This is a genomic window from Thioalkalivibrio sp. ALE22, assembly GCF_000381445.1.
Taxonomy (GTDB): Bacteria; Pseudomonadota; Gammaproteobacteria; order Ectothiorhodospirales; family Ectothiorhodospiraceae; genus Thioalkalivibrio.
Genome location: NZ_KB906504.1, coordinates 92,451 through 117,393, shown reverse-complemented (window position 1 = coordinate 117,393; position 24,943 = coordinate 92,451). Strand labels below are relative to the sequence as shown.

Annotated in this window: 26 protein-coding genes and 1 pseudogene; 23 read left to right on the top strand and 4 right to left on the bottom strand. The window is 60.8% G+C overall.

What is annotated here, in order from left to right; all coding sequences use genetic code 11:
* The first annotated feature begins 27 nt into the window (after positions 1-27).
* From F793_RS0107880 to F793_RS0107770, 22 genes and pseudogenes are all read left to right on the top strand, one after another.
* Positions 28-1,203, top strand: coding sequence for a glycosyltransferase (locus tag F793_RS0107880; protein ID WP_018882235.1), 1,176 nt, complete (start codon positions 28-30; stop codon positions 1,201-1,203).
* A 268-nt stretch (positions 1,204-1,471) separates the two neighbouring features.
* Entirely contained in the window at positions 1,472-3,220 is a 1,749-nt protein-coding gene (locus F793_RS0107875; protein ID WP_018882234.1) for an ABC transporter ATP-binding protein, read from the top strand.
* A gap of 286 nt (positions 3,221-3,506) precedes the next feature.
* Positions 3,507-4,508, top strand: a complete 1,002-nt coding sequence (locus F793_RS13705) for a polysaccharide pyruvyl transferase family protein (RefSeq protein ID WP_196800506.1) — start codon at positions 3,507-3,509, stop codon at positions 4,506-4,508.
* A gap of 548 nt (positions 4,509-5,056) precedes the next feature.
* Entirely contained in the window at positions 5,057-6,025 is a 969-nt protein-coding gene (locus tag F793_RS13700; protein WP_081618682.1) for a glycosyltransferase, read from the top strand.
* Positions 6,026-6,116: 91 nt separating this feature from the next.
* Positions 6,117-7,211 carry a glycosyltransferase gene (locus F793_RS13695; protein WP_081618681.1) on the top strand — a complete coding sequence of 365 codons (1,095 nt, stop codon included), beginning with the start codon at positions 6,117-6,119 and terminating at the stop codon, positions 7,209-7,211.
* Positions 7,212-7,360: 149 nt separating this feature from the next.
* A pseudogene (locus F793_RS13995) lies at positions 7,361-8,493 on the top strand (IS3 family transposase).
* A gap of 152 nt (positions 8,494-8,645) precedes the next feature.
* Positions 8,646-9,596 (top strand): EpsG family protein, encoded by a 951-nt coding sequence (locus F793_RS0107845; RefSeq protein WP_018882229.1) that lies wholly within the window; start codon positions 8,646-8,648, stop codon positions 9,594-9,596.
* A 65-nt stretch (positions 9,597-9,661) separates the two neighbouring features.
* Entirely contained in the window at positions 9,662-10,843 is a 1,182-nt protein-coding gene (locus F793_RS0107840; RefSeq protein WP_026280859.1) for a glycosyltransferase family 4 protein, read from the top strand.
* A 148-nt stretch (positions 10,844-10,991) separates the two neighbouring features.
* Entirely contained in the window at positions 10,992-11,270 is a 279-nt protein-coding gene (locus F793_RS0107835; RefSeq protein WP_018882227.1) for a transposase, read from the top strand.
* A 274-nt stretch (positions 11,271-11,544) separates the two neighbouring features.
* Positions 11,545-12,711, top strand: coding sequence for an ATP-binding protein (locus F793_RS0107830; protein WP_026280858.1), 1,167 nt, complete (start codon positions 11,545-11,547; stop codon positions 12,709-12,711).
* A 368-nt stretch (positions 12,712-13,079) separates the two neighbouring features.
* Positions 13,080-13,358, top strand: coding sequence for a transposase (locus F793_RS0107825; protein ID WP_051080772.1), 279 nt, complete (start codon positions 13,080-13,082; stop codon positions 13,356-13,358).
* A gap of 43 nt (positions 13,359-13,401) precedes the next feature.
* A complete protein-coding gene (locus F793_RS0107820) occupies positions 13,402-14,094 on the top strand; it encodes a transposase (protein WP_026280857.1) in 693 nt (230 codons plus the stop codon).
* Positions 14,051-14,611: a hypothetical protein gene (locus F793_RS14150; RefSeq protein WP_231366524.1), complete on the top strand. Its 561-nt coding sequence runs from the start codon at positions 14,051-14,053 to the stop codon at positions 14,609-14,611. Before F793_RS0107820 ends, F793_RS14150 begins: the two co-directional genes overlap by 44 nt.
* A 1-nt stretch (position 14,612) precedes the next feature.
* Positions 14,613-15,227 (top strand): type II toxin-antitoxin system MqsA family antitoxin, encoded by a 615-nt coding sequence (locus F793_RS0107810; RefSeq protein WP_026280856.1) that lies wholly within the window; start codon positions 14,613-14,615, stop codon positions 15,225-15,227.
* Positions 15,224-15,676 (top strand): hypothetical protein, encoded by a 453-nt coding sequence (locus F793_RS0107805; protein WP_018882221.1) that lies wholly within the window; start codon positions 15,224-15,226, stop codon positions 15,674-15,676. Before F793_RS0107810 ends, F793_RS0107805 begins: the two co-directional genes overlap by 4 nt.
* Before the next feature lie 603 nt (positions 15,677-16,279).
* Positions 16,280-17,422, top strand: coding sequence for a glycosyltransferase family 4 protein (locus F793_RS0107800; protein WP_018882220.1), 1,143 nt, complete (start codon positions 16,280-16,282; stop codon positions 17,420-17,422).
* A gap of 132 nt (positions 17,423-17,554) precedes the next feature.
* Positions 17,555-18,499: an SDR family oxidoreductase gene (locus F793_RS0107795; RefSeq protein ID WP_019592794.1), complete on the top strand. Its 945-nt coding sequence runs from the start codon at positions 17,555-17,557 to the stop codon at positions 18,497-18,499.
* A gap of 249 nt (positions 18,500-18,748) precedes the next feature.
* On the top strand, positions 18,749-18,997 hold the full coding sequence (locus F793_RS0107790) for a helix-turn-helix domain-containing protein (protein ID WP_018877553.1): 249 nt from the start codon (positions 18,749-18,751) through the stop codon (positions 18,995-18,997).
* Complete coding sequence (locus tag F793_RS0107785) at positions 18,997-20,310, top strand: type II toxin-antitoxin system HipA family toxin (protein WP_018882218.1); 1,314 nt, start codon at positions 18,997-18,999, stop codon at positions 20,308-20,310. Before F793_RS0107790 ends, F793_RS0107785 begins: the two co-directional genes overlap by 1 nt.
* Positions 20,311-20,438: 128 nt before the next feature.
* Positions 20,439-20,990, top strand: coding sequence for a sugar transferase (locus F793_RS0107780; RefSeq protein WP_018882217.1), 552 nt, complete (start codon positions 20,439-20,441; stop codon positions 20,988-20,990).
* 237 nt (positions 20,991-21,227) lie between these two features.
* Complete coding sequence (locus F793_RS0107775; RefSeq protein WP_018867111.1) at positions 21,228-21,464, top strand: AbrB/MazE/SpoVT family DNA-binding domain-containing protein; 237 nt, start codon at positions 21,228-21,230, stop codon at positions 21,462-21,464.
* Positions 21,465-21,467: 3 nt separating this feature from the next.
* Positions 21,468-21,875: a type II toxin-antitoxin system VapC family toxin gene (locus F793_RS0107770; protein ID WP_018882216.1), complete on the top strand. Its 408-nt coding sequence runs from the start codon at positions 21,468-21,470 to the stop codon at positions 21,873-21,875.
* Positions 21,876-22,050: 175 nt separating this feature from the next.
* On the opposite strand, the gene nadS is transcribed toward F793_RS0107770, so the two are convergent.
* Both nadS and F793_RS0107760 read right to left on the bottom strand, forming a co-directional pair.
* The gene (nadS, locus tag F793_RS0107765) at positions 22,051-22,335 is read right to left on the bottom strand and encodes a NadS family protein (RefSeq protein WP_018867109.1); all 285 of its coding nucleotides are present in this window, start codon (positions 22,333-22,335) and stop codon (positions 22,051-22,053) included.
* The gene (locus F793_RS0107760) at positions 22,332-22,670 is read right to left on the bottom strand and encodes a type II toxin-antitoxin system RelE/ParE family toxin (protein ID WP_018875682.1); all 339 of its coding nucleotides are present in this window, start codon (positions 22,668-22,670) and stop codon (positions 22,332-22,334) included. Before F793_RS0107760 ends, nadS begins: the two co-directional genes overlap by 4 nt.
* Before the next feature lie 307 nt (positions 22,671-22,977).
* Between F793_RS0107760 and F793_RS0107755 the strand changes: the two genes are divergently transcribed.
* Complete coding sequence (locus tag F793_RS0107755; protein ID WP_026280855.1) at positions 22,978-23,403, top strand: restriction endonuclease; 426 nt, start codon at positions 22,978-22,980, stop codon at positions 23,401-23,403.
* Between the two features lie 848 nt (positions 23,404-24,251).
* On the opposite strand, the gene F793_RS0107750 is transcribed toward F793_RS0107755, so the two are convergent.
* Together F793_RS0107750 and F793_RS0107745 are read right to left on the bottom strand one after the other, a co-directional pair.
* Complete coding sequence (locus F793_RS0107750) at positions 24,252-24,458, bottom strand: hypothetical protein (RefSeq protein ID WP_018867106.1); 207 nt, start codon at positions 24,456-24,458, stop codon at positions 24,252-24,254.
* Positions 24,459-24,508: 50 nt separating this feature from the next.
* Positions 24,509-24,733 carry a hypothetical protein gene (locus F793_RS0107745; protein WP_018867105.1) on the bottom strand — a complete coding sequence of 75 codons (225 nt, stop codon included), beginning with the start codon at positions 24,731-24,733 and terminating at the stop codon, positions 24,509-24,511.
* Between the last annotated feature and the right edge of the window lie 210 nt (positions 24,734-24,943).

Here is a 24,943-nt window from a genome sequence, read left to right as displayed (position 1 = left end):
CGCCCCTCCCAACGGGCTCGTGCGCGCGTGCTTCACATCATCACAGGGCTGAGCACTGGCGGGGCGGAGCGCTCCCTCTATAACCTGCTGGTGCATGACTCCTATCGTGAGCATTACGAGTCCGCAGTCATATCGCTGCGCGATGAAGGGACCTTCGGACGTCTGATCAAGGCCAAGGATTTGCCCCTGCAGGCGTTGGATATTCGTGGCCCCTGGCCCTCCCCAAGGTCCCTGCGTGCGCTGTGGCAGGCCGGCCGCGCATTCAGACCGCAGATTATCCAGGGGTGGATGTACCATGGGAACCTTGCAGCGAGCGTCCTCACGGCTCTCCTGCCGGGCCTTTCGCCGGCGGCGGCGTGGAATGTCATGCACTGCCTTCATGACTTGCCCGGCGAAAAAGCCTCAACCCGTTGGGCCCTCCGTATCGGACGCACCCTCTCCCCAATGGTGGACGCGCTCATCTATAACGGGCATGCATCCCGAGAACAGCATGAGGCCTTCGGCTTTGCACCCCGGTCGGGCCACGTCATCCCGAGCGGGTTCGACCCGGCGGCATTCCGTCCTGCAGCAGATGAAGGGGCAAGCATGCGTCGCCGTTTGCACATACCCGGCGATGCACTCGTCATCGGGCACGTGGCGCGCTACCACCCAATCAAGGACCACGCCAACTTTCTGCGTGCGGCAGTGCGTTTGGGGAACACCTGGCCCAACGCCACCTTCCTGATGGTAGGACGGGGGACGGACGGCAGGAATGCCGCGTTGCAGGAACACATCCCGTCAAGAATGCGCAAACGCTTCCGGCTCCTTGGCGAGCGCGCCGATGTCCCGCATCTGTTGCAGATGATGGATGTCTTTTGTCAAAGCTCGCGGTCGGAAGCTTTTCCCAATGCGCTTGGCGAGGCAATGGCTTCCGGCGTCCCTTGCGTAGCGACCGACGTGGGTGATACCTCGGCCATGCTGGCCGGCACCGGCATCGCTGTGCCGGCCAGCGACGACGAAGCGCTGACCAAGGGGCTTTCAGCAATGCTGAAATTGTCGCCATGCGAGCGACAACGGTTGGGCCGCGCAGCCCGTCAGCGTGTTATCGAACGTTTCGAAATGGACACAGTGGCCCACCACTATCACCAGCTCTATTCAAGGGTTCTGGCTGATCGCGAAACTCGACCAAACCGCTGGACAGGCCCGCAAGGTAAAGGCTCCTGAGCGAGGCGCCTCGTAACCGGTTGTGGGAGCGCAGCCCCGCGAAAAGCGGCGCGACACATACTCCAGTAGGCCTGGGGGCGGGCTGCCTGCGGTGTTGAGCCATCCCCAAGCCTTGAGGCGAACCCCGCAACCATGGTCCAATCCGCGTTCAACCGCTGAACACACCCCTGTAGGAGCGTGCTCGCACGCGAAAACCCAGGCGAGCCATACCACCTCTCGCACGCGCTGCCCCCTGCAGCACCCAGAACCCGGAATCCAGTACCCAGCAATGTTCAGCACCTACCGCAAAGCCCTGGCCCTCCTAACCCCCAAGGAAAAACGCCGCGGCGGCCTCGTGCTCGGCATGGTCATCGTCATGGCCGTGCTGGAAACCGCCGGCGTCGCCTCGGTCATGCCGTTTCTGAGCGTGCTGGGCAACCCCGAAGTGGTGCAGACCAACCCGGTGCTCAACACCGTCTACGAGGGCCTCGGCTTCACCTCGGTGGATGCCTTCATCCTCGCGCTGGGTGCGGCCGCCTTCGGGCTTATCCTGTTCTCCGCCTTCTTCCGCTCGCTCACGCACTACGCGATGAACCGCTTTGTCGAGATGCGCCGCCACAGCATCGGCAAGCGGCTGCTGGAGACCTACCTACGTCAGCCCTATGCCTTTTTCCTCGACCGCCACAGCGGCGACATGGCCAAGAATATCCTCTCCGAGGTGGATCTGCTCGTTACGCAAGTGTACCGACCCGGCGTGCAGATGGTTGCCTACAGCGTCGTTGTCCTAGCGATGGTCATCCTGCTGATCGTGGTGGACCCATGGCTGGCCCTAGGTGTGGCGTTGGTAATTGGCGGAATGTATGCGCTCATCTTTGGCACCGTGCACGGCCTCCTCGGCCGGGTGGGGAGCGACCGTGCCCGTGCCAACCAGGAGCGTTTTACTGCCGCCAGCGAGGCACTGGGCGGTATCAAGGACATCAAGCTCCTCGGCCGCGAGCACGCCTACCTCTCCCGATTCGATGGCCCCTCCAAACGGCAGGCGCGCCACCAGGCCACCAACCAGACGCTTGGCGAGGTCCCGAAGTTCATCATCGAGGCTGTCGGCTTTGGTGGCGTCATAGCGCTTACCCTGGTCCTCCTCGCTACGCAGGGCGGTACCGACAGTAATGCCTTGGGCGAAATCCTGCCGATCCTAGGCCTCTACGCCTTTGGTGCATACCGCCTGCTTCCGGCCGCCCAGCACATATACAAGGGCCTTGCCAAGCTGCGTTTCGGCGCCGCCGCCGTGGATGGTGTCTACAACGACCTGCACCAGCGGGCCGCGCTGGCCGAGTTGTACACGCGTGCCCCGCAGCCGCTGAATCCCAAGCAGACCATCACGTTGAAGAACATCCACTACACATACCCGAATGCGGAGCGCCCGGCGCTGCAGGGAATCAACCTCGAAATCCCCGTGGGCAGCTCCGTGGGCATCATTGGAGCCTCCGGCGCCGGCAAGACCACCCTGGTGGACCTGCTGCTGGGCTTGCTGCGCCCCACCGAAGGTGACATTTTTGTAGACGGCCAGCCCATCACCGATGCCAACCTGCGCGCCTGGCAGCAGGCGCTGGGTTACGTTCCACAGGACATCTTCCTGACCGACTCCACGGTGGCCGAGAATATCGCACTGGGTGTACCGACCGACGAGATCGACCATCAACAGGTGGAGCGCTGTGCCCGCATGGCGCAGGCGCACGACTTCATCGTCAGCGAGATGCCGCAGGGCTACAGCACTGTGGTCGGCGAGCGTGGTGTCCGGCTGTCTGGGGGGCAGCGCCAGCGGCTCGGGATTGCTAGAGCCCTGTATCACGACCCTCCGGTCCTCGTTTTGGATGAGGCAACAAGCGCATTAGATAATGTAACTGAAAATGAAGTAATGCAAGGCATCCACCTTCTGGCTTTGAAAAAGACCGTGGTCATTATCGCGCATCGCCTCACTACGCTCGACAAGTGCAGCCGCATACTTACACTAAAGTCTGGGATGAGTTCTGTTAATTGAAGCAGTTTCTTATCGGAAAGAGAAGTGTCTTAAGATGTCCTTTTCACTTTGTGCCCAATCTTCTTGGCTAGTTATCTTCGAGCAGAGCCTTGGCTTGGTTCATTCTAGATCCTTGCCGGGGGGTATAGCCAGTGCTTGGTGCTGTGGTATCAATTTCTGACTATTTTTTGATCTTAAAAGAGCACTTCTATGATTGGTATATTAACATTTCATCACGTTTACAATTATGGAGCGGTGATGCAGACTTACGCTCTGCAAGAGTATTTAAAAGAAAAAGGGGGGCGGGTTGCGGTTCTGGATATTCGCCCTTTTACGAGATATCCGACTGAGATTGCTCATAGGGGGGCGTATCTCCAGAAAGGCGCTCCATATATTGAATCAAGCTGGGTTGCTTAAGGCCGGCGAAAAACAGCGTTTGTTTGATTCGTTTCGTAAAGAACATCTGCATTTGACGAGAAGAATCTACAACCTAAACCGATATTTGAATTCAGCATCCGACTTAACGTCAATCGTGGTAGGTAGTGATCAGGTCTGGGCCCCACGGTTCGGAAAAAAGGCGATGGAGACCTACCTGCTCATGTCCGTTCCTGACTCGATCAATAAGGTTGCGTACGCTGCTTGTTCGTATGGGGTCGGACGGGGATCGGCGGAGTTTGAACGTTATGAGGACGGTCTTTCCCGGTTTTCCGGTATCAGTGTTCGAGACGGGTTCACAAGAGATAAAGTAGCGGGGGTATCGGACACTGCTGTTGAGGTTGTCGTCGATCCATCCCTCTTGAATGAGCTTTCCTTCGGTATAAGCAAGAGTGATCTAGGCGTTCCCGAAGATTACATCTTGTACTATGGATTTTCCGAGAATGGTGATAGGGTTTCGAGATCTCTGTCCGAAGAGTATGGCCTTCCAGTTGTCTCGATAGCCATGGAGGATAATCATCGTGAATCTAGCGCGGAGGTGAACCTCTCTTCTGTGGGCCCAAAAGAGTGGATTTCGGCAATCCAGCAAGCAAGGTTTGTCGTTACAAAATCGTTTCATGGAACCATGTTTTCCCTGAGGTCCGGCGTGCCCGTACTTGTCGTGCCAGGAGATGAGAAGGCCGTTCCGAGGTTGGAGGATGCGTGTAACCGGTTCGGGCTCAAGGGCGCTTTGATCTACCCGGCGGATTGTGAACGCGATCCCGTGAGTCGCCTAAAGGGCGTGGACTGGGCATCGGTCCGCCAGTTGATGGAGAGACATGTTCGCGATTCAAAGTACTTCCTCGACAAGTACGTCCTCCAGCGTGAAGGCTAGGGGGTAGGTTGGCTGGCAGCTTGGACTGCGTTTGCCGCGAAGGCGGGGTTCGAGATGCTTTTAAGGCTCGCGGCGCGTGGTTTGTCCTCGGGAAGGTCTTTGGAGCGGCTGGGTATATTGGATTTAACGTGATTTGAAGCTCCTCGGCTTTCAGGTAAAGGGGGGAGTCCGGATCGAGCCTTCGTCGTTGCGTCACCAATCGCTTTGGCCTCATCGTTGGGATGGTGTATGTGCGTTGGGAGAGCGTCGGGCTGGGGGTTGTCGGTGTAGTTTTTCGTTTGTGAAGAGGCCGCGACGCAGGCGCCTCCGCTACTGGAGGACGCTAATCCTTTTGGCCGTTGGGATTCTATTGAATGTCATACTGAGTTTGGGGGCATGGGGTGTAGAGTCTCGGGTGTGTGGGGCGAAACGTGCGGCCGTGGGGGAGCCAGTGAGTTCCTAGTTAACGAACGTTAGGTAGAGCACCGTAGCGTCGTCGCCGGCAATTAATAAAATGGAACACTCGTGTTCTTGTTGTTTTCGTAACCTCGATCTCATGACGATTCAATATGACGGAAGACAAGCCCAACCAGTTTCAAGAAGATTCCGGGGAAGCTTTTCCGGCGGTCTCAGTCATCATTCCTTCGTATAGGCGCCACACGGAGGTCTTGCGTGCTGCGCAAAGCGCTTTAGGCCAGACGTTGGCCCCAGTCGAGGTCATTGTTGTCAATGACGGCCCTGATCCTAAAAAGAGGCGGTTGCTCCGCGATATCAACGATGAACGGTTGCGATACCTCGAGGCGCAGTGGCATGGGTCGGCCGGAGCGACCCGTAACTTCGGAATTGCACATGCCAAAGGGACTTGGGTAGCGTTACTTGATGATGATGACTGGTGGTTGGAAGAAAAGCTCGAAAGGCAGTTCCGCGCATTACGTGGGTCAGGTTGTACCCAGCTAGTACTAGCGGGTGTGGAACGTACGTGTCTGTGGGATGGTTCTAGTCGTTTGCGCCCTCGCACCCAGACGGCTGAAGTGGCAAGTGTCAGTCGGGCAATCCTCTCTGGACGGGGAGACGTCAGCACATCGACGTTGCTCGTCCCTGCCCAGGTCTGCAAGGAAGTACGTTTCAATGAGACTGAGAATTTGCTTGAGGACACCGAATGGCTTCTGAATATAGGGCGTAGCTTACAGATGCTCGTGGTGCCGGCCGTAATCGTTGAGAGGGGGTATAGTGAAGGTGCGAGACTCAGTCGAAGCGGCGATTATGAAGCAGCTTGGAGATGGTATGTTCGTAATAAGTGTCTTATAGAGCCAGAGGCGAGAGTGACTGCTCTGCTGCAAATCGTAGCGCGGCGGGCCGCAGTTGATAGGTGCCTCAAGGGCATCGTGAGAATTTTTCGGGAACTCGTTCGGGAGCGCCGCCTCACTTGGCAGAACGTGTATGCGTTGGTCCGAGTTTTCCTGTTGCCGCCGGATGTCAAGAACAAGCTGCGCGATATGTTATGTGGCCGCAGGTCAAAAACTCGTAACGGCGGTTAGTTATGGAAGTTCGCTCTAGAATTGGGTGTGTTGACGAACGGAAGCTGGCCTGGCGAGAAACAAACTTCGGTCGTTCCGTAATGGAGAAGATGTGTCGGGACTCATAATTTATACGTTGAGTTTGGGAGGTGGCGCTGGGAAGAACGCGATCAAGTATGCGGAGGAGGCGGCGAACCTAGGGTATCGTGTCACCCTGGCGTATGGGAGAGATCCGACCAGGTCGGTGCATAAGAGCGCGTCGTGCGACTATATTCGAGTCAGCCTTTCTGCTACGACGAATTGGGATGCTGTGGCGCCACTTTACAGGCTACTTCAAAAGGAAAAGCCGCAAGCGGTTATTGCCATCGGGGCCAGTAACCTTTTGACGGTCCTGCTTTGTAAGACTCTTGCTAGGGACAGCTGGCGAGTTATCCTGCGTGAAACGAATTCACCGAGCGGATTGTTGAATTCATACCCATGGCGCAAAGCCATAATCAGGCGGCTGATGTTACGGTATTCGTATTCAAAAGTAAACGCAGTCATTGCCCTAACCGAGGATATGGCCAGAGAGTTTCGGGGTTATTGGAAAGTACCGGATGACAGGGTGTCAGTCGTGCCCAATGGCGTAGCGCTAGATAGAAAATATAAAACGCCGCGCACGCGTTCCGCCGAGCCCGTCCTGCTGTATGTGGGGCGCTTAACGGCGCAGAAAGACGTTGCCACACTGCTCCGTGCGTTTCATCGAGTGCTTGAGACCCGCGCTAGCCGCCTACGGATTGCGGGTGCGGGGCCAGAGTTAGCGCGCCTGCAGGATTTGGCGAAGACGCTTGGGCTTGTAGAGCGGGTAGACTTTCTTGGGCATGTCGATGATACGGCATCTTTGTTCTATGGCGCGGATGTGCTCGTCCTCACATCAAGATATGAGGGATTTCCGAACGTTCTTCTGGAGTCTATCGCGCACGGTGTTCCGGTGGTGTCGACGGATTGTCCAACTGGTCCAGCAGATGTAATCGCGGACGGGAAGACGGGTGCGCTAGCAAACGTTGGAGACCCGGAGGATGTAGCAGTAAAGATCCTCGATGTGTTGCGGCGGGAGATTCCGCCGAAGGATCTGCTGGAGAGTTTGAAGAGATTCTCAGATGATCAAATTCGGGGTCAGATACGAGCTGTGATTGAGTGTTCGGTTAAGGGCGTTGACGGCACGTGAGTGCGCATAAGTGGTTGGGGTGCGACGGGTTCGCTGAGATCAGTAATTCCGGTGGGAGTGTTAAAGTCGGAGTTTTAGCCGTTGTTCTCGTCTAATTTTGGTGGACACCTCGATCGTAGGAATGATTGGGATCTGGTCGAGGAGGGCATATGGGACGCAGGCGTTTTGATGCGGAGTACAAGCTTTGGGTGGCCCATATGGTGGTGGACGAGGGCCAGGGTGTGCCGCAAGTGGTGCGGGACAGCGGGGTCGGCGAGACCGCCGTTCGGCGCTGGGTTGAGCAACTCAGGGCGGATCGGTCCTGGACGGCCGGCGATTGTCGGCCCCTCACACCGGAGCAACGGGGGATCCGCGAGCTGGAGGAAGAGAATCGCCGGCTGCGGGAGGATAAGGCCATCCTAAAAAGGCCTCGGTCTTCTTCGGCCGGGCACTGAAGTGATGAATCGCTGCATCACGGCCCTGACGAAGAAGGCTTCGGTGCAGCGGGTCTGCGATCTGCTGGAGGCGAGCCGGTCGGGCTACTATGCGGCGCAGACGCGCGGCCGGCGCCCGCGCCGGCCTTGTGTTAAGGAGGCGTTCGAACAGTCAGGGTGGACCTACGATAGTTGCCGTGTTCTGGCGGTGCTTCGCTCCGATGGCGTTGAGGTCGGCCGTTACCGGGTCCGCCGCCTGATGGCGGAATAGGGGCTGCGCCCGGTCTGGAAGCGGGCGTTCGTGGTCACGAAGCAGCGGGATGAGGCTGCGCCGAAGGTGGCGAACCACCTGGACCGGCAGTTCCAACCCTCGTGTCCGAACGAGGCCTGGGTGAGAAGCATCACCTACATCTGGACCCGTACCGGCTGGACGTATCTGGCGGCGGTGCTGGACCTGTTCCACTGCAAGGTAGTGGGCTGGTCCATGGCGCGTCCGATGGACGCCGAGTTGGCCTCCAGTGCCCTGCGCATGGCGCTACAGAGCCGGCAACCCGAGCCGGGGCTGCTGGTCCCCTCCGACTAGAGCTGTCAGTACACAAGCGACGCACGGCGGCCGGGCCAGCAGGAGCCGTCGGGGCAACTGCTGCGACAATGCGGTGGCCGAGCGCTTCTTCCTCAACCTGAAGATGGAGCGCGTCTGGCGACGGGACTACGCCAACCACGGTGAGGCAACCCGAGACGTCACCGACTACATCGTCGGCTTCTACAACGAGCGCCGAAGGCACTCGACCCTGGGCTATCTGTCGCCCAACGCCTACGAGCGAAAATGGACAGCCGAAACACCGATCGAGGTGTCCGAAATCACTTGACCACTACATCTTGGTGGCGGTGGAGTCTAGGAGGTTGTTGTGGATCGCCTGGAGCCTGTGAACGATGTGGAGTCCTAAAGTGTGTCTAATCCGGGGCAGCACGGTGCTGGGCGTGGAGGGGATGGGGTTCGATGGGAGGGCGTGATTTCCGGATGGAAACCAAGACGGACGGCGTGGCAGCCATTCTAGCGTTTGTGTCTGCGGCTGTTTTGGCATCGCTGCCGATCGACCAGTTTCCGGATCGAGCGAACTATCTTGCGTACGCGGATTGGCGGAGTCCGGAGCTGATCGAACGGTATTTGTCGGATTCGTTGCTTACGTTGCTTCTTAACGAACCACTGTGGCTCTACGGAAACTGGTTTTTGAGCACGTTCTTGCCGCCTGAGGCCATAGTTCGTACGCTGATATTTTTCCCATCCTTTGTCGTCTACTTCCTTGCGTTTCGAGCAAATCCACGCTATGCGGTTGTATTTCTATTCTTGTCGATTTATCCCATTTTTTTGACGAACCATGTCCATCATTTACGGTTTGGTTTGGCGCTCAGTGTGTTTTTGGTCGCGCTGCACACGGCTGGATCTGGGCGCCGGTTGGCATTTTTGATGGTGGCGCCGTTTATCCATGTTGGTTTCTTCCTATTCGTAGGAATTTACATTTTTGTTCGCATGGTGAATCGCTTCCGTGAGCGTCGCATTCTGCTCGTGGGAGGGATTGCGGGGGGGGCGTTGTTAATGATTGCGGCCTTGGGGCACTTGGACGGCGGAGTTGCGCGGCAAGTCGAGAGGTATCAGGGGGAGGTGGACGTGGGTGGCGGCCTGTTCGCCGTGATGGGCGTTATCTTGCTGATTCTTTTGTCTGAAGGTAGAGCGTTCGTGCGTCGACACGCCTTGGCCATAGGGTTTTTGGCTCTTTATTTGGGGGCCTACTGGGTATTTCCCTATTCGCGGCGGTTCTTGGATGCGGGAATTTGGTTTGTCCTGATAGCAGGACTTTCCCTGTCGCTCTACAGAAGACTAGGATTTATCTCGATTTATGGTGGCCTGACCACCGAGTTCATTCTGAGAAACATCGGTGAGCCCTATCTGGGCTATGGCCTTACAGAGTGAATGTGATGAAACGACTGGCGTGGCATGAATGGAGAATCGGGAGTCGATGGACGGAGGATGATAGCTTGAAGGTTTTTGCATACATGGCGACTCCGGGCGGGCTTACGGGTGCGCCCCGGCGCTTGCTGACGCTGGCTTCTGTCCTGCGTGAGGAAGGTATCGAAATGTGTATCGCGACGCCTAGTGACAGTGAGCTGTTCAGGGCGGCGAAGGATATGGGGTTACCCACCGTGGAATTGGATCCGGTGGGAGTGCTTGGTACGCGGCACGGCGCGTTGTTTGCGGGGGGTGTGGTGTTTCGCCTGAAAGCGCTTGCCTGTTTGTTGGTTCAGAACATTCGGGTAGCCAAGAGTATTCGGAGCCAAGGCGCGGACGTTGTGTGGATTCGTGAAAGCAAGGGTATTGCTTTTGGTGGCCTAGGGGCGTGGCTAAGTCGGCGTCCCCTTGTGTGGGACGTAGATTACGAGCTCCCGTCTCGAGGTCTGGTGCGCTGGTTGCATCGTTTGGGCCTTTGGGCAGCCGTAGATGTCGTCTTTCAGTACTCGGCGGCACCGGACGCGATTTTTGGTGCTGAACTCGCCGCCCGCTATCGGCACAAGTTCCATGCGATGGTTCCGGGTATCGACCTAGCGGCGGTGGAGGTTTTCCGGGCGAGAAGATTGGCGAAGGAGCAGCGTGAGGGGGAGCCGTTTGTCATTCTTCAGGCTGGATCCATCTGCGACCGGAAAAACCAGAGGCTCTTGATTGATGCACTTGTACAATTACGGCGCGTACGTCTGAATGATGCCATTCGAGTAATGTTTGCTGGGGGGGCGTTTGATGAGGAGTATGCCGACTCGTTGAAGCGTAAGGTCGGAGCGGAGGGCCTTGACAGCGAAATCGAGTTTTTAGGTTGGCGGGCCGATATCCACGAACTTATGATGGATGCGGACCTTCTGGTTATGCCCTCTCGAGATGAAGGTGTGCCGAACACAGTTCAGGAGGCTATGGCCATTGGTGTCCCCGTGTTGGTAAGCGGGGTTGGAGGCAATCCGGAAGTAGTAACAGACGGGGATACCGGGTGGCTTCTGGACGAGGATCGACCGGGAGACTGGGCGGAACGGATTCGGTGGTGTCTGGAGAACCGGAAGGAGCTGGACGAAGTTGGACAACGCGCTTCCGCGTATGCGCGGGTGCACTTTGGGACGCAGCATTGGGGCTCGGAATATGGGCGGTTGATCGCTAGAGCCGTCGGCCGATTGAAATGACCGGTACTCGATTTAGGCAATTCGCGGCCAACATTGCTTTTTCTGTGGCGGAGAATCGCGGAAGAGCCCGTTTCGCGCAAACCGCAGCCACCGGTGCTCTGCGAAAACGGGGACAGATTTATTTTCGCTTCAGGGAGCCGGCAGGTAGGTGATTGATCGGCAGGTAGGGCTTGCCGGGGACGAGGATTACGAACGGTACCTGGAGGACCTGCGCGAGCTGAGCAGTGCGCTGGAGATTCGCGTGTATGCCTACTGCCTGATGGCCAACCATGTGCACCTGCTGCTGGAGCCGGGAGAGGAGGGCTCGGCGATGGGGTGGTTGATGAAGGCCCTGGCGGAGCGGGTTACGCGGTATCGCAATCGGCTTGAGGGGCGCTCCGGTACGTTGTGCCTTGGTCCTGCGCGTCAAACCTCGCTCCAGGGATGATCACTTTCGGGATCCACTTCACTGGCGGGGGCTTCGCGGGCGAGCCCGCTCCCACAGAACCCCGGGCCCGGACCACCACCGCACAACCCCCCCCCCCCCCGTGGGAGGCCAGCCCCCTGGCCGATAACCCACGCCAGCCAACCCCATCGGCCAGAGGGCTGGCCTCCCACGCCAAATCCTGCCCCCTGTGTGAGCGGGCTCGCCCGCGAATGACGGGTGTATGGAAATTGTAAAGGCCATTGCCAATCGGCATAAGTCGCGGTAGGGTGTGCGCATGATACCGCGCACTGCCGAAACACTGGTCCGGGAGCTGTTGAGCGGCTTTCCCATCGTCACGATCACGGGGCCGCGCCAGTCCGGAAAGACAACGCTGGCACGCACGGTGATGGCGGACCGTCCTTATCGTTCCCTGGAAGATCCGGATGTGCGTGCGCTGGCGCTGGATGATCCGCGCGGGTTTCTGTCGCAGTGCCCCGATGGGGCGGTGCTGGACGAGGTTCAGCGGGCACCGGAGTTGTTCTCCTATCTGCAGACGCATGTGGACGGCGATGGACGCATGGGGCGGTTTCTGCTTACGGGGTCGCAGCAGTTCGGGTTGATGTCCGGGATTTCGCAGTCGCTGGCCGGGCGTTCGGCGTTTGTGGAGTTGCTGCCGTTGAGCCATGCCGAGTTGGTGGAGGCCAGGCAGGCACCAACGGCTCTGGATGCGATGATGTTTACCGGTGGTTATCCGGCATTGTATGACCGGCCGCTGGCTCCACGGCACTGGTTTCCGGCGTATGTGACGGCGTACGTGGAGCGGGATGTGCGGCAATTGCTCCAGGTGCAGGATCTGGACGCCTTTCAGCGCTTTGTTCGGCTGTGTGCTGGGCGCAGTGGTCAGGTGTTGAATCTGTCATCGCTTGCGGCCGATTGCGGTATTACCCACAACACGGCCAAAGCGTGGATCTCGGTGCTGGAGGCCAGCTATGTGCTGTTTCTCCTGCGGCCGCACCATGCGAATTTCAACAAGCGGCTGATCAAGTCGCCGAAGCTGTATTTCCACGACACCGGGCTGTTGTGCTGGCTGCTGGGGGTGCAGACGCCGGAACAGCTGGTGGTGCATCCGCTACGCGGACAGGTGTTCGAGACGTACGTGATTTCGGAGCTGCGCAAGGCCTTTCTCAATCGCGGCGAGCCGCCGCTCTTCCACTTCTGGCGCGACAGTAATGGCAATGAAGTCGACCTGCTGATCGAGTGGGCGGGTGGCCTGATGCCGGTGGAGATCAAGTCCGGCCAGACGTTGAATCGGGATTTTTTCACCGGGCTCGAGCGCTGGACCGCGCTGGCCGGCGATATGGCTCGTTCGCCGACGCTTATTTACGGGGGCGAGGGCGAGCACCAGCGGAAGGCTGTGCGGGTGCTGGGCTGGGACAGGGTTGGGGAGGTTGTGTCGGGATAAATGGGGCTGTGCCCTTTTTGTACGCTGTTCGCGGCCAAGGCCGTTCCTACAGGGCGCGGGAATTCTGTGGGAGCGGGCTTGCCCGCGAATAACGAGATGAACCCAGGCCGTTGCCGCTTTCGCGGGCGAGCCCGCTTCCACAGAGCGACGCGGCAGAAGTCGGTGTTCCGGGGCATGGGTCCCTCCGGGATGTGCCGTCCGGGACGATTGTAGTTCAGGGTGCGGGTGCGGACGAGCATGAAACGGGGACAGATTTATTTTCGCTTCAGGGAGCCGGCAGGTAGGTGATTGATAGCGAAAAACTGGGACAGATTGATTTTCTCCGCAGGGAGCGGGCGGGATGATTTGGGAGGGACGGAATGCCAAGGATGGCGCGAGTGGTGTTGCCCCATATACCGCACCATGTGGTGCAGCGGGGACATAACCGGCAGGTGGTGTTTGCCGGGCCCGATGATTACGAGCGGTACCTGGAGGACCTGCGCGAGCTGAGCAGTGCGCTGGAGATTCGGGTGTATGTCTACTGCCTGATGACCAACCATGTGCACCTGTTGCTGGGGCCGGGCGAGGAGGTGGCGGCGATGGGGCAGCTGATGAAGGCCCTGGCGGCGCGTGCGACGCGGTATGAGCGAAAAACTGGGACAGATTGATTTTCTCCGCAGGGAGCGGGCGGGATGATTTGGGAGGGACGGAATGCCAAGGATGGCGCGAGTGGTGTTGCCTCATATACCGCACCATGTGGTGCAGCGGGGACATAACCGGCAGGTGGTGTTTGCCGGGCCCGATGATTACGAGCGGTACCTGGAGGATCTTCGCGAGTTGAGCAGTGCGCTGGATATTCGAGTGTATGCGTACTGCCTGATGACCAACCATGTGCACCTGTTGCTGGGGCCGGGCGAGGAGATCGCGGCGATGGGGCGTTTGATGAAGGCGCTGGCCGCGCGAGCCACCCGGTATCGCAATCGGTTGGAGGGCCGCTCCGGTACGCTGTGGGAAGGACGCTACAAGTCCAGCCCGGTGCAGACGGAGACGTACTTGCTGGCCTGCACGCGTTACATCGAACTCAACCCGGTCCGGGCGAGGATGGTGCCAGCGGCCGGTGACTACTCCTGGTCCAGTTTCCGCCAGCGTATGGGCGAGGAGGAGCAATGGATCGATCTGGATCCGGCGTACCTGGACCTGGCGCACCGCGAAACTGACCGGCGCGCGCGATACGCCCGGTTCGTGGAACGGGGCGTTCCGGAGCAGGAGCTGTCGCTGATGCGCGAGGCGCTACAGCGCGGGCAGCTCACGGGCAACCAGAGCTTCGTGGACGAGGTGGAGCAGATCATCGGCTGCCGCATTGAGCGCCGCCGGCCCGGCCGCCCGTCATCACGCCGGGCGTGAGAAAACCAATTGGGTCCCGTCTTGGTTCCGGGGCCGGGTCTTCGACAAGGAAGCGGTCGGCCGATTGAGGCTTCACCATGGATGGCATATCATCGTGATAAGTAAATTACGCAACGTCAGCGCCTACAAAGGTAGCCCGCCGGAGGAAGGTGGTGACCGCAGGATTGCTGGCGGCCGGTTGTACGCCCCGGACGACCTTGCGGCGCTGGCAGGCGAAGGCCAGGTGACGTTGTGGAGCGCGGGGGCCATCCGGGATGCCGCAAAGTGGAGCCTTGACGTTGCGGATGTGGCACGTCTGATTGAGTGCGCAGTGCGGCAAGGACGGTACCGGGGCTCCGAGTGGTGTATCCAGAAGCCGAATGGGCCTTGGGCCGCGTGTGATGCCTATACCGTCACCGTCGAAGAATGGCTGGAAACTGCGCGCCGGAACATGCCCGTGACCTATTATCTGAAGTTCTGTATCGCGAAGACCGGATGCCTGTTGCTCTTGGTCTCCAATCACCCGGAGGGAACCTGACATGAGCCAAACGACTGCAAGCACGGAGCGCGTTTGTCCGGCCTGTGGCGAGGGCCGGCTGGAAGCGCGGGAGGCCACTCAACAGGTGGAGCATGCCGGTGTGGAAGGGACGATTCCGCTGCATTACGCCGTGTGCGATGTGTGCGGGTCGGAGGTTGCCGAGGCGGATGAGGCGCGCGCCAACAAGCGGGCGATGATTGCGTTCCGCAAGCATGCGGAAGGTCTGCTGACGGGGCGGGAAATGCGCGAGGCGCGGCGTGCCCTGCATCTCACGCAGAGCCAGGCGGCGCAGTTGTTCGGGGGCGGCAAGGTGGCGTTCTCGCGATACGAGAATGATGACATTGCGCAAAGCGAGGCGATGGACAGTCTGGTGAAAGTCTGCCTCGCCCAGCCGGAAACCCTGTCGTGGCTTGCCTCTCACAAGGGGGTGCCTCTGCCGGCGAATACGTCCGTTCGCCCCCATGGCGGGAGCCTGACCGGGGAGCGCATCTCGGCCATCAAGAGCGCCCTGCAACGGCAGATTGCATCCGGCCAGGCCGCAAAAGAGCCCCGCGATCCGGTCCGCGGCCATGCCTCGGTGGTGGATATCCAACGCTGGCGGAAGTCCGCGGCATGAAGCCGAGCCCGCTTACCCTGCACGGTATCGAGTTCGTCCGGGTCCATGTGGAGGCCGACCTGGAATCGGAAATCCGGCGTGCGGATCAATTTGACTTCGACGGTACAACCCTGAGCTGGGGGCTGGACCATGGGCAAAACGACGAAGATGGCAGCTGGTGGGTAGCCGTGGGGTTCGGGACTCAACCAATGGATGGCGAAGCGCGCTGCCCGTATGTGCTGGATGTTCAGGCGGTGGGCATCGTTTCGGTATCGGATGAATACCCCGCCGAGAAGCACGAAACCCTCGCCTGCGAGTACGGGGCGGCCCTGGTCTACGGTGCGATCCGCGAAATGGTGACCAACATTACCTCCCGCAGCCTGGCCGGGCCCCTCACGCTGCCCACGCCGAGCTTCGTCGGCGCGCTGGAGCTCCGGAATCAGAAACCATCCGGACAATCTTCCGGCTGACTCATACTTCTCCGGCGACCAGACACATGCGGTCGCCGGGGCGATAGTACTGCACCAGGAAGCGGTAGCCGTTGTCGATGCCGGCGCTGAGGCCGTGGCCGAACAGCTTGCCCGGGGTGGTGCCGATTACCTTCTCGCGGCCGAATGCGAGCGGAGAGAACGTGCCCCGTCGGGTTCGTAGGCGGGTAGCTGCTGGTGCCAGTGGTGTATCGCTTCGTCGCTGGGCCCTTCGCGACGACTGGAACCGTGAGGCGCAACGGGGCGACCACGCTGATCCTGCCCCTCCGGTTGTCGGTGCCGTGGCAGCAGAAGACGATGTTCCGTTCCATGGAACTCTCCAGTCGTGATGTGCTGTTGCGGGGCATTATAGGTTAGGGTTCGGGTGGCCAGTTGGGGGGTATCCCGGCGGCATCCAGGAAGGAATTCAGAGCGGAGTACGGGCAATGGGCGAAAGAGTGCTGGGGGTAGGTGGTGTGTCGCGCTCGCTGATCAATTTTCGTGGGCCGTTGCTGGCCTGCCTGCGTGAATGTGGCCACGCGGTGCCGGTGCTGGGCCGGGATAGGTCATTCGGAGCCGCAAGACGCGGCGCGCTGTGGCACTGATATGGCCCGTTTGCTGTTTGTGTTGAATGAGCCGAACTGGTTCGTCTCGCATCGATTTGCGATTGGCTTGGCCGCGCAAGAGCGTGGCTTCGATGTCCATGTGGCCGGACCGGGGACGGCACCTCAAGAGATCCTCGATGCGGGGATGACATTTCATTCCGTGAATTTCTGCCGAAAGGGTATGAACCCCTTGGCAGAATTTGGCGCTCTGGGCTCCTTGGTGCGGTTGTTCAGGACGGTGCGCCCGGATATTGCCCATTTGGTCACTATCAAACCGTATTTGTACGGCGGCATTGCGGCTCGCTTGGCGGGGGTTCCAGCAGTGGTGTCGGCGGTTGCAGGATTGGGTACCGTCTTCATCCGCCATGATGCCAAGGCGCGTTCATTGAGGGCGCTGCTTTATCCGATGTTTCGGTTAGCGTTCGGGCATGGCCGCCAGCGGGTGATCTTCCAGAATGCTGATGATCGGTCCGTGCTGGAACAGTGGGGGGTGATGGCGGCTGAGAAAGCGGTACTGATTCGAGGGTCCGGCGCGGACCTGAAGCAGTACCGGGTTCAGTCGGAGCCTCCGGGGGCGCCTATCGTGGCTTTCGCCGCGCGGTTGCTGCGCGACAAGGGCGTCGTCGAGTTCGTCGATGCGGCGCGTATTCTGAAGGCACGCGGTGTCGACGCCCGCTTCTGGATCATCGGCGATACGGACCCGGGGAACCGGGCAACGGTAACCGAAGCGGAGCTGGGTGCCTGGCAGGAAGAAGGCATCGTGGAACTACTGGGCTACCGTACTGATATCCCCGAGTTGTTCGGTCGGGCGCATATTGTGTGCCTTCCCTCGTACCGCGAGGGTCTGCCGAAGGTGCTGGTGGAGGGCGCCGCCGCCGGGCGTGCCGTTGTGACGACCGATGTGCCGGGGTGTCGGGATGCCATTGAGCCCGATAGGACCGGGTTACTGGTGCCGGCCCGGAATCCCGAGAGGCTGGCGGATGCCTTGCACCGCCTGATCGAAAATGCAGATGAGCGGCAGGCGATGGGGCGGGCTGGGCGTGACCTGGCGGAGCGCGAGTTTGAAATCGGCAAGATCGTTGACGCCCACTTGGACATCTATGATGACCTTCTCCGGGTAAAGGAGAGGCGGACGGCTCTTTGATGTGACGGAATGGCGCTGCACGACTCCTGGGGGTCAATCATGGTCCCGATACTGGAATGGCGATGCCAGGAACGGCATTTTTTGCACCCGTGCCCCCTGTAAGCCGGCAACAAACACTCTGAGGTCGAGAGCATGGGCAGCGTACTGATCACTGGAGCGACTGGCTTCGTTGGTGGGGCATTGGCGGCGCGCCTTCACAGCGATGGTGCGGTGGTGCGTGGTGCAGTACGGCGCAAGGTGCCGGACCCGAGGGCGTTCGATCCGGTGGTGGTGTCCGCGATCGATGGTGCAACGGAATGGGGCTCGGCACTCGTCGGCGTGGATACAGTGGTGCACTTGGCCGCGCGAGCTCATGTGCTGAAAGACGAGGATGTTGATCCGCTGGAGGCGTTCCGGCGTGTGAATGTGAAGGGCACATGCCGGCTGGCCCGGCAAGCGGCGGAGGCCGGTGTGCGCCGCTTTGTTTTCGTCAGCTCCATCGGTGTGAATGGGAATGAGACCGCGCGGCCCTTCACCGAAAGCGATGCACCCTCGCCGCAGGGGCCTTACGCGGTTTCCAAGCGCGAAGCGGAGGATGGTCTTCGTGTATTGGCGTCCGAGACGGGGATGGAGGTGGTCGTGGTTCGGCCACCGTTGGTGTACGGCCCAGGCGCGCCGGGCAATTTTGGCAAGTTGATGGAATGGGTGGCGCGGGGCGTGCCGCTGCCGCTGGGCGCGGTGACGCGGAACCGGCGCTCGCTGGTGGGGCTGGACAACCTGGTGGATCTGCTGGTGACGTGTCTGGAGCATCCGGCGGCGGCGAATCGGGTGTTCCTGGCGGGGGATGGGGAGGATCTTTCCACCACGGATCTGTTGCGCCGGGTGGCGGTGGCGATGGGGCGGCGGGCGCGGTTGGTGCCGGTGCCGCCGGTGGTGTTGCGGGCTGGGGCGCGTGCGGTGGGGCGCGGGGAGATGGCGCGGCGGTTGCTGGATTCGTTGCAGGTGGATATCTCGCACACGCGGGATACGCTTGGGTGGGAGCCTCCGGTGAGTGTGGATGAGGGGTTAAGGCGGGCGGTGGTGTCGTTGGTTGGGTAGGGTTGGTGGTTTTCGGGCTTTGGCGGGGGCTTCGCGGGCGAGCCCGCTCCCACAGGGGGTGAGATTTGGTGTAGGAGGCCAGCCCTCTGGCCGATGGGGCCTGTCCAACATCCAATCGGCCAGGGGGCTGGCCTCCTACGGGGGGTTGTTGTTTTGCGTGGGTGATCGGCCAGAGGGCGGCGGGGTGCTTGATTTATGGGTTGATTCCGATATTGATTGGTTATCGGGTCGGGCGCATAATCGGGCGTTATGACATTGCTTGCGCGAACACCTAAGCAGATTGGGACGATTGTGCGCCGGGTCCGGCGAAAGCAGGGCCTTACGCAGGCCGCGCTTGGTGAGAAGTCGGGATTGCGTCAGGAGACGATCTCCCTGATCGAGAACGGGAACCCGGCCACCCGGTTGGAGACGTTGCTTGCGGTTCTGGCGGCGCTGGATCTGGAGTTTCAGATTGCTCCCCGTGCGCGGTCGACTGCGTCCATTGAAGAAATCTTCTGATGCCGCGCACGCGCCGCCATCCGCCGCTGCGCGTCTTGCTGAATGGTCGCCTGGTGGGGTTTTTGGAGAAGTCGGCGGCCGGGGCGATCCGGTTTCGGTATGACGCCAGCTGGCTGGGCTGGGAGCATGCGCTGCCGGTCTCGCTATCGCTTCCGTTGCGGGAAGATGCCTACCACGGCGAGGCCGTGGCCGCGGTGTTCGAGAACTTGTTGCCGGATGCGGACGTCCTGCGGCGGCGTGTGGCGCAACGTGTGGGCGCCGCTGGGACGGATGCCTACAGCCTGCTGGCGGCGATCGGGCATGATTGTGTGGGGGCTTTGCAGTTTTCGCTGTCGGATGCGCAGGAGTCCGGGCCCGCTGGAGGGATTCAGGGGGAGCCGGTCGATGAAAGGGGCATCGAAGAGCTGCTTGGCGGTTTGGCCCAGGCGCCGCTGGGTCTGGGTAGCGACGAGGCTTTCCGCATTTCGATTGCCGGTGCCCAGGAGAAGACGGCACTGCTGTGGCATGAGGGTCGCTGGCTCAAGCCGCATGGCTCGACGCCGACGACGCATATCCTGAAGCCCGCTATTGGGCAGTTACCCAACGGGCTGGATCTGTCGGATAGTGTGGAGAACGAGTTTTACTGCCTGCGATTGCTGGCGGCGTTTGGTTTGCCGGTGGCGCGTGCGGAGATCGGGCGCTTTGGGGGCGCCCGGGCGCTGGTAGTGGAGCGGTTTGATCGACACTGGGCGCGCGATGGGCGGTTGCTGCGCTTGCCGCAGGAGGACTGCTGCCAGGCACTGGGCGTGCCGCCGAGCCGCAAGTATCAGAGCGAAGGTGGCCCCGGGCTGGTGGATGTGCTGGGGCTGTTGCGGGGCAGTGATACGCCGGGGGCGGACCAGGCGACAGTGCTGAAGGCGCAGGTCCTGTTCTGGCTGATCGGCGCCACGGATGGGCACGCCAAGAATTTCAGCGTGTTCCTGCAACCGGGCGGCGGGTTCCGGCTCACGCCGCTGTATGACGTGTTGACGATTTTACCCAGCGTGGCCAGCCGACAGGTCGAGCGCAAGCAGGTTCGGCTGGCGCTCGCTGTGGGGCGGCGCAACCACTATCGGGTGGATAGCATCCAGGGCCGGCACTTCCTGGAGACGGGCGCTTCAGCCCGTCTGCCTGCGGCGATGGTGCACGAGGTTCTGGCATCCGTGGTTCTGCAGGCCGCATCCGCACTGGATCGAGTGGAACATGAATTGCCGGCGGGGTTCCCGGCTGGCATCCATGACGCCGTTCGGCGTTCGGTGGAAGCGGGTATTCAGTCGCTGGAGCGGGTTCTTTGAGGCCAGGCCCGCAGGGGCGGCACTCGGTGTAGGAGGCCAGCCTCTGGCCGATGGGGCCTGTCCAACGTCCAATCGGCCAGGGGGCTGGCCTCCTACGGGGCGTTGTTGGTTGGGATTTAGGAGGCGTTTTGATTCGGATTCTGGATGTGGTGCTGGCGTTGGTGGGGCTGGTGGTGGCGGCGCCGGTGATGGCGGTGTTGTGGGTGCTGGGCTGGATGGAGTCGCGTTCGCCGCTGTTCCGGCAGGAGCGGGTGGGGCGGTATCAGCGGCCGTTTACGCTGGTGAAGTTTCGAACGATGCGCCCGGATACGGCGTCGGTGGCGACGCATCTGGCGCAGGCCTCGTCGATTACTCGCTTGGGCCACTTTCTGCGCAAAACGAAGCTGGATGAGCTGCCGCAGCTTTGGAATGTTCTGAAGGGGGAGATGAGCCTGGTGGGGCCGCGGCCCTGCCTGGTGAGTCAGGTGGAGTTGATCGCGGCGCGCGAGGCTCGAGGGGTGTTTGCGGTGCGCCCGGGCATTACCGGGCTGGCGCAGGTGAACGGAATTGATATGTCGGACCCCGAGAGGCTGGCCGAGGTGGATGCGAAGATGATTGGGTCGCTGACGCTGGCGGGCTATTTCCGGTATTTGGTTTTGACGGTGACGGGGAAGGGTTCCGGGGATCGCGTTCGGGGTTAGGTTCCGTGGTGCTTTGGTGCTTTGGTGGTTTTCGGGCTTTGGCGGGGGCTTCGCGGCCGAGGTCGCTCCCACAGGGGGGTAGCATTGGTTGTAGGAGGCCAGCCTCCTGGCCGATGGGGCGTGTCCAACATCCAATCGGCCAGGGGGCTGGCCTCCTACAGGGGTGGCAGCGGGGCCTTGGAATGGGAGCGGGTGGAGGATATGCTTTAGGCATATGCAAAGGATGTGGGGTTGGCGATGAAGCGGCGCACGGCGAGTTTGTTCCGGAATGGACGCAGCCAGGCCGTTCGGCTGCCCAAGGGTTTTGCGTTCGATGCGGATGAAGTGGTTATCGAGAAGCGTGGCGATGCGCTGATCCTGCGGGCCAAGCCGAGGTCCTGGGATGATTACTTCCAGGGGTCTGGAGAGACCCTTCCGGATGACTTTCCCGATTCGATCGAGGATCGCGTGGCGCAGGACCGCGAGGCGTTGTGAGCCATGCGCTACATGCTGGATACGAACATCTGCATCTACATCATGAAACGCCGACCACCCGAGGTGCATGCGCGGCTGCGGGGTGTCCCAGTTGGGGAGGTGGGCCTTTCTGCTGTCGTTCTGGCGGAATTGCGGTACGGGGTTCGCCGGTCGAATCAGAGGGAACGCAGCGAGGCCGCACTGGAGCGCTTTCTGGCTTTCGCGAGGGTGTGCGACTGGCCGGAAGAAGCAGCTGAACATTACGGTGACATCCGTGCCGAGCTAGAGGGCGTAGGGACTCCGATTGGTGCAAACGGCCTTTTGATCGCAGCGCATGCTCGGGCCATTGGGGCCGTGCTGGTCACGAATAATGGCCGTGAATTCGAGCGCGTATCCGGGCTGCAGGTAGAGAACTGGGTGGCGGCGCATTGATCAGGTGTGTGTAGTAGCGCGTTGGGGGCTTCGTGGGCGACTCGCCCCCACCGGGGGCGGTATTCGATGTAGGAGGCCAGCCCTCTGGCCGATCACCCACGCCAGCCCGACGCCCCATCGGCCAGAGGGCTGGCCTCCTACGGGGGATACGAAGATTCTTTGCGTTTCGCTCGGGTCAGTGCGCGGCGATTTCGCTGTAAAAGCTGGGATTGTCCTGGATGGTGGCGAGGACCTTTGCGGCAAGTCCGGTGGGGTTGCGGCGTTTGGCTTCCCAGCTCTTGATGGTGTCGACGCTCGTTCCCATGGCCTTGGCAAATTCGGCTTGCGAAACGTGCAAGTGGGCGCGAATGGCCTTCACGTCCGCCACTTCGTGGCGTGTGACGCGGCTGGGTGCTTTCTTGCCCTGCTTGATGGCGACGGCTTCCTGTAGTGAGCTCTGGAGTTCGTCGTAGATGCTCATTGGGGAGTTTCCTCTTTTAGCCGTGAAGTCAGTGCTTTCAGGGCCACTTTTTCGGTGGCGGTGAGGTTGTCTTTCACGTTCTTCGGATAGGCCAGAATCAGATAGATGATCTGCGCACTCGCCAGAAAGTAGATGACGCGTCCGCCACCACGCTTTCCCTGGTGGCCCAACCCGATGCGGACTTTCCGTAGGCCGCCTGTTCCCTGGATCAGGTCGCCTTTGTCGGGTTGGGCGATCAGCGTGTTCTGGAGTTCTTTCAGGTCATCATCTGTAGCGATCGCCTGGAATTGCCGAGTGAACGTTGGGGTTTCAATGAATTCAATGGCATGGAGCACGTGGAGACATGTCCTTATGTCTGTACCACCCAAGCGTACAGTGTACACCATTCCGTGTTCTGGGGCGAGTCTTGCCGGGATACGGTCGAGGTTCTGCCGATCGGCGCAGGAGGCGGGTGCTGTGCCGGGTGATGGGGCTTCGGGGCATAGAAGAGGTGGGGTTGGTGGTTATCGAACGTTGGCGGGGGCTTCGCGGCCGAGCCCGCTCCTACAGGGGAATGGTTCAGTGTTTGGCGCGTGATGCGGCGGGTTCTGGTTTCTGTGCGGCTTTTCCCTTAGCGTCGAGGGGTGGATGCGGGAGATGGTGATGGATGACTGGGCTGAGCGGATGGAGCAACTGGCGGCATCGGAGCGGATGCGGCTGGTGCAGGGGCTGTTGCGCGGAATGGGGTATGTGGTGGTCGAGGCGTTGGAGGACGAAGACCGGCCGTGGCTGGAGCGGGTGACGGTTCCGGCCGGTGGCGGGGGCGACGATGTGCCGCGGTTGGTGGTGGGTGTGGCGAACGATTCGACGGTGGAGACGGGGCTGGTCGAGCTGGAGCGCTTTGCCACCGGACGCGGCGCCGGTGACCGGGGAATGTACGTGAACCTGGGCGGGTTCTCGGCCGCGGCGCGGGAGCGTGCAGCGGACTTGCCGATGCCGGTGATGCTGCTGGAGGCGGAGGACCTGGCCGAGCGGTTGCGCCAGCACTGGAGTGCGCTGGACGCGGAGACACAGGCATTGCTGGGCTGATTTGTGTGCATCGATGGTTATCTCGGGAACCGCGTTGTGGTTATCCGGGGTTTCGCCGGAATGGCTCCGGCGTTGGGTGCGGTCCGGCGTGAGAGATCTGGGTTCTTACGGCATCTTCGCTGGGCCGGGCTGGAGAGGCGCAAGGGTTGTGGTTTGGTGTTTGCCCTGACCGGGTGGTTTTCGGGCTTTGGCGGGGGCTTCGCGGCCGAGGCCGCTCCTACAGGGGGCTTGTCGGGGGCGTTGTCGCGGAAACGGCGTTGCGGTTATTCGGGATCTGGGGGAGCCGGGAGTAGCGGGCTGTAGCATGGTGCCGGGATGCTGGATATGCGACGGTGTCGGGTAATGCTCGAATTTGGTCCGATGGTGGGGAGTGGGGCTACCACTGAGGGGGCGAAAACGACCGTTGGGCGTTTTTTTCGTGGATGGGGTGGAATCCTCTACTTTGTGTGCTAGTTTTTGTCGCGGGGACAGGGATGCCCCTGAAAGAGCCGCCCGGGCACGGATGCTGGGGTGGCTCTTTCTCTTTATGGGGCATGGGTTTATTTGGGCTTCTTGCTTGTGAGCCGGTGGGGGCTGCGGAAGGTGTTCCGTGACTGGCTTTGGCGGGGGCTTCGCGTGCAAGCACGCTCCTACGGGGGCCGTGGTGTCGGGATGCGTAGGAGCCGAGCCTCTCGGCGATCGGGGTGTTGGACAGGTCGGATCGCCCAAGGGGCTGGGCTCCTACGCTGTCCGGGGTTTTCGGGCCTGCAGGGGCCGAGCCTCTCGGCGATGGGGTGCTGGATAGGCCCGAATCATCGCCCCGGGGTGTGACGGCGTGCCCGCCCCAGGAGTGTGGGGCGGGGGCGGGGTTAGTGGTCCGCCGGGGGCATGTATTCGTGGCGGATGTGGTCCGGTTGTTCGGGGAGCTGGACGCCGGCGTTTTCCAGGGCCTCGGTGAGGTCCTCGCATTCGTCGAGTTCGTCGGCGCGCTTTTTCAGCGTGGCCAGGGCGTCGGCGGCTTCGGCCTCGGGCATGGTGATGACGAGTTCGCCGTTTTCGGCTTTTTCCAGGTGCATGTCGTGCTCCTTGTATTCTTGTTTGGCTTGTTGCGGCCGCGGCGGGCGCGTCAGTCCTCGATGGAGGGCTGCTTGGGGGCGTGCTCGTCGAAGGCGTGCGGGGGCTGGCGGAATTCGTTTTCCAGTTCGTAGACGCCTTCCTGCAGTACAGAGCCGAGGGCCCGCGCGCCGTTGCTGATCTCGCCGTCGAGTTCGGTGATGTTCTCTGCGATATCCTTGGCGGCCTTCTTGTCGATCTTCAGGGTGACCGTTCCGTTTTTCAGTGTGGCTTCCATGTCGATCTCCTTGCGTTTGCGGCGACGCTGCGCCGGTGGGGCCCGTCTGGAACGGGTCTGATTCGTGTCTGGTTGACCTGCATCAATACGGGTGCAGGCCGTTGTCGCTAGTCTGTTTGTGCAGGTGACGTCTCCAACGTAACGAAGAGGCGGACCATCACGACGATTCCCGCTTGTAGGGAAAGGAGAAATCAGGATGCAATCTACTAT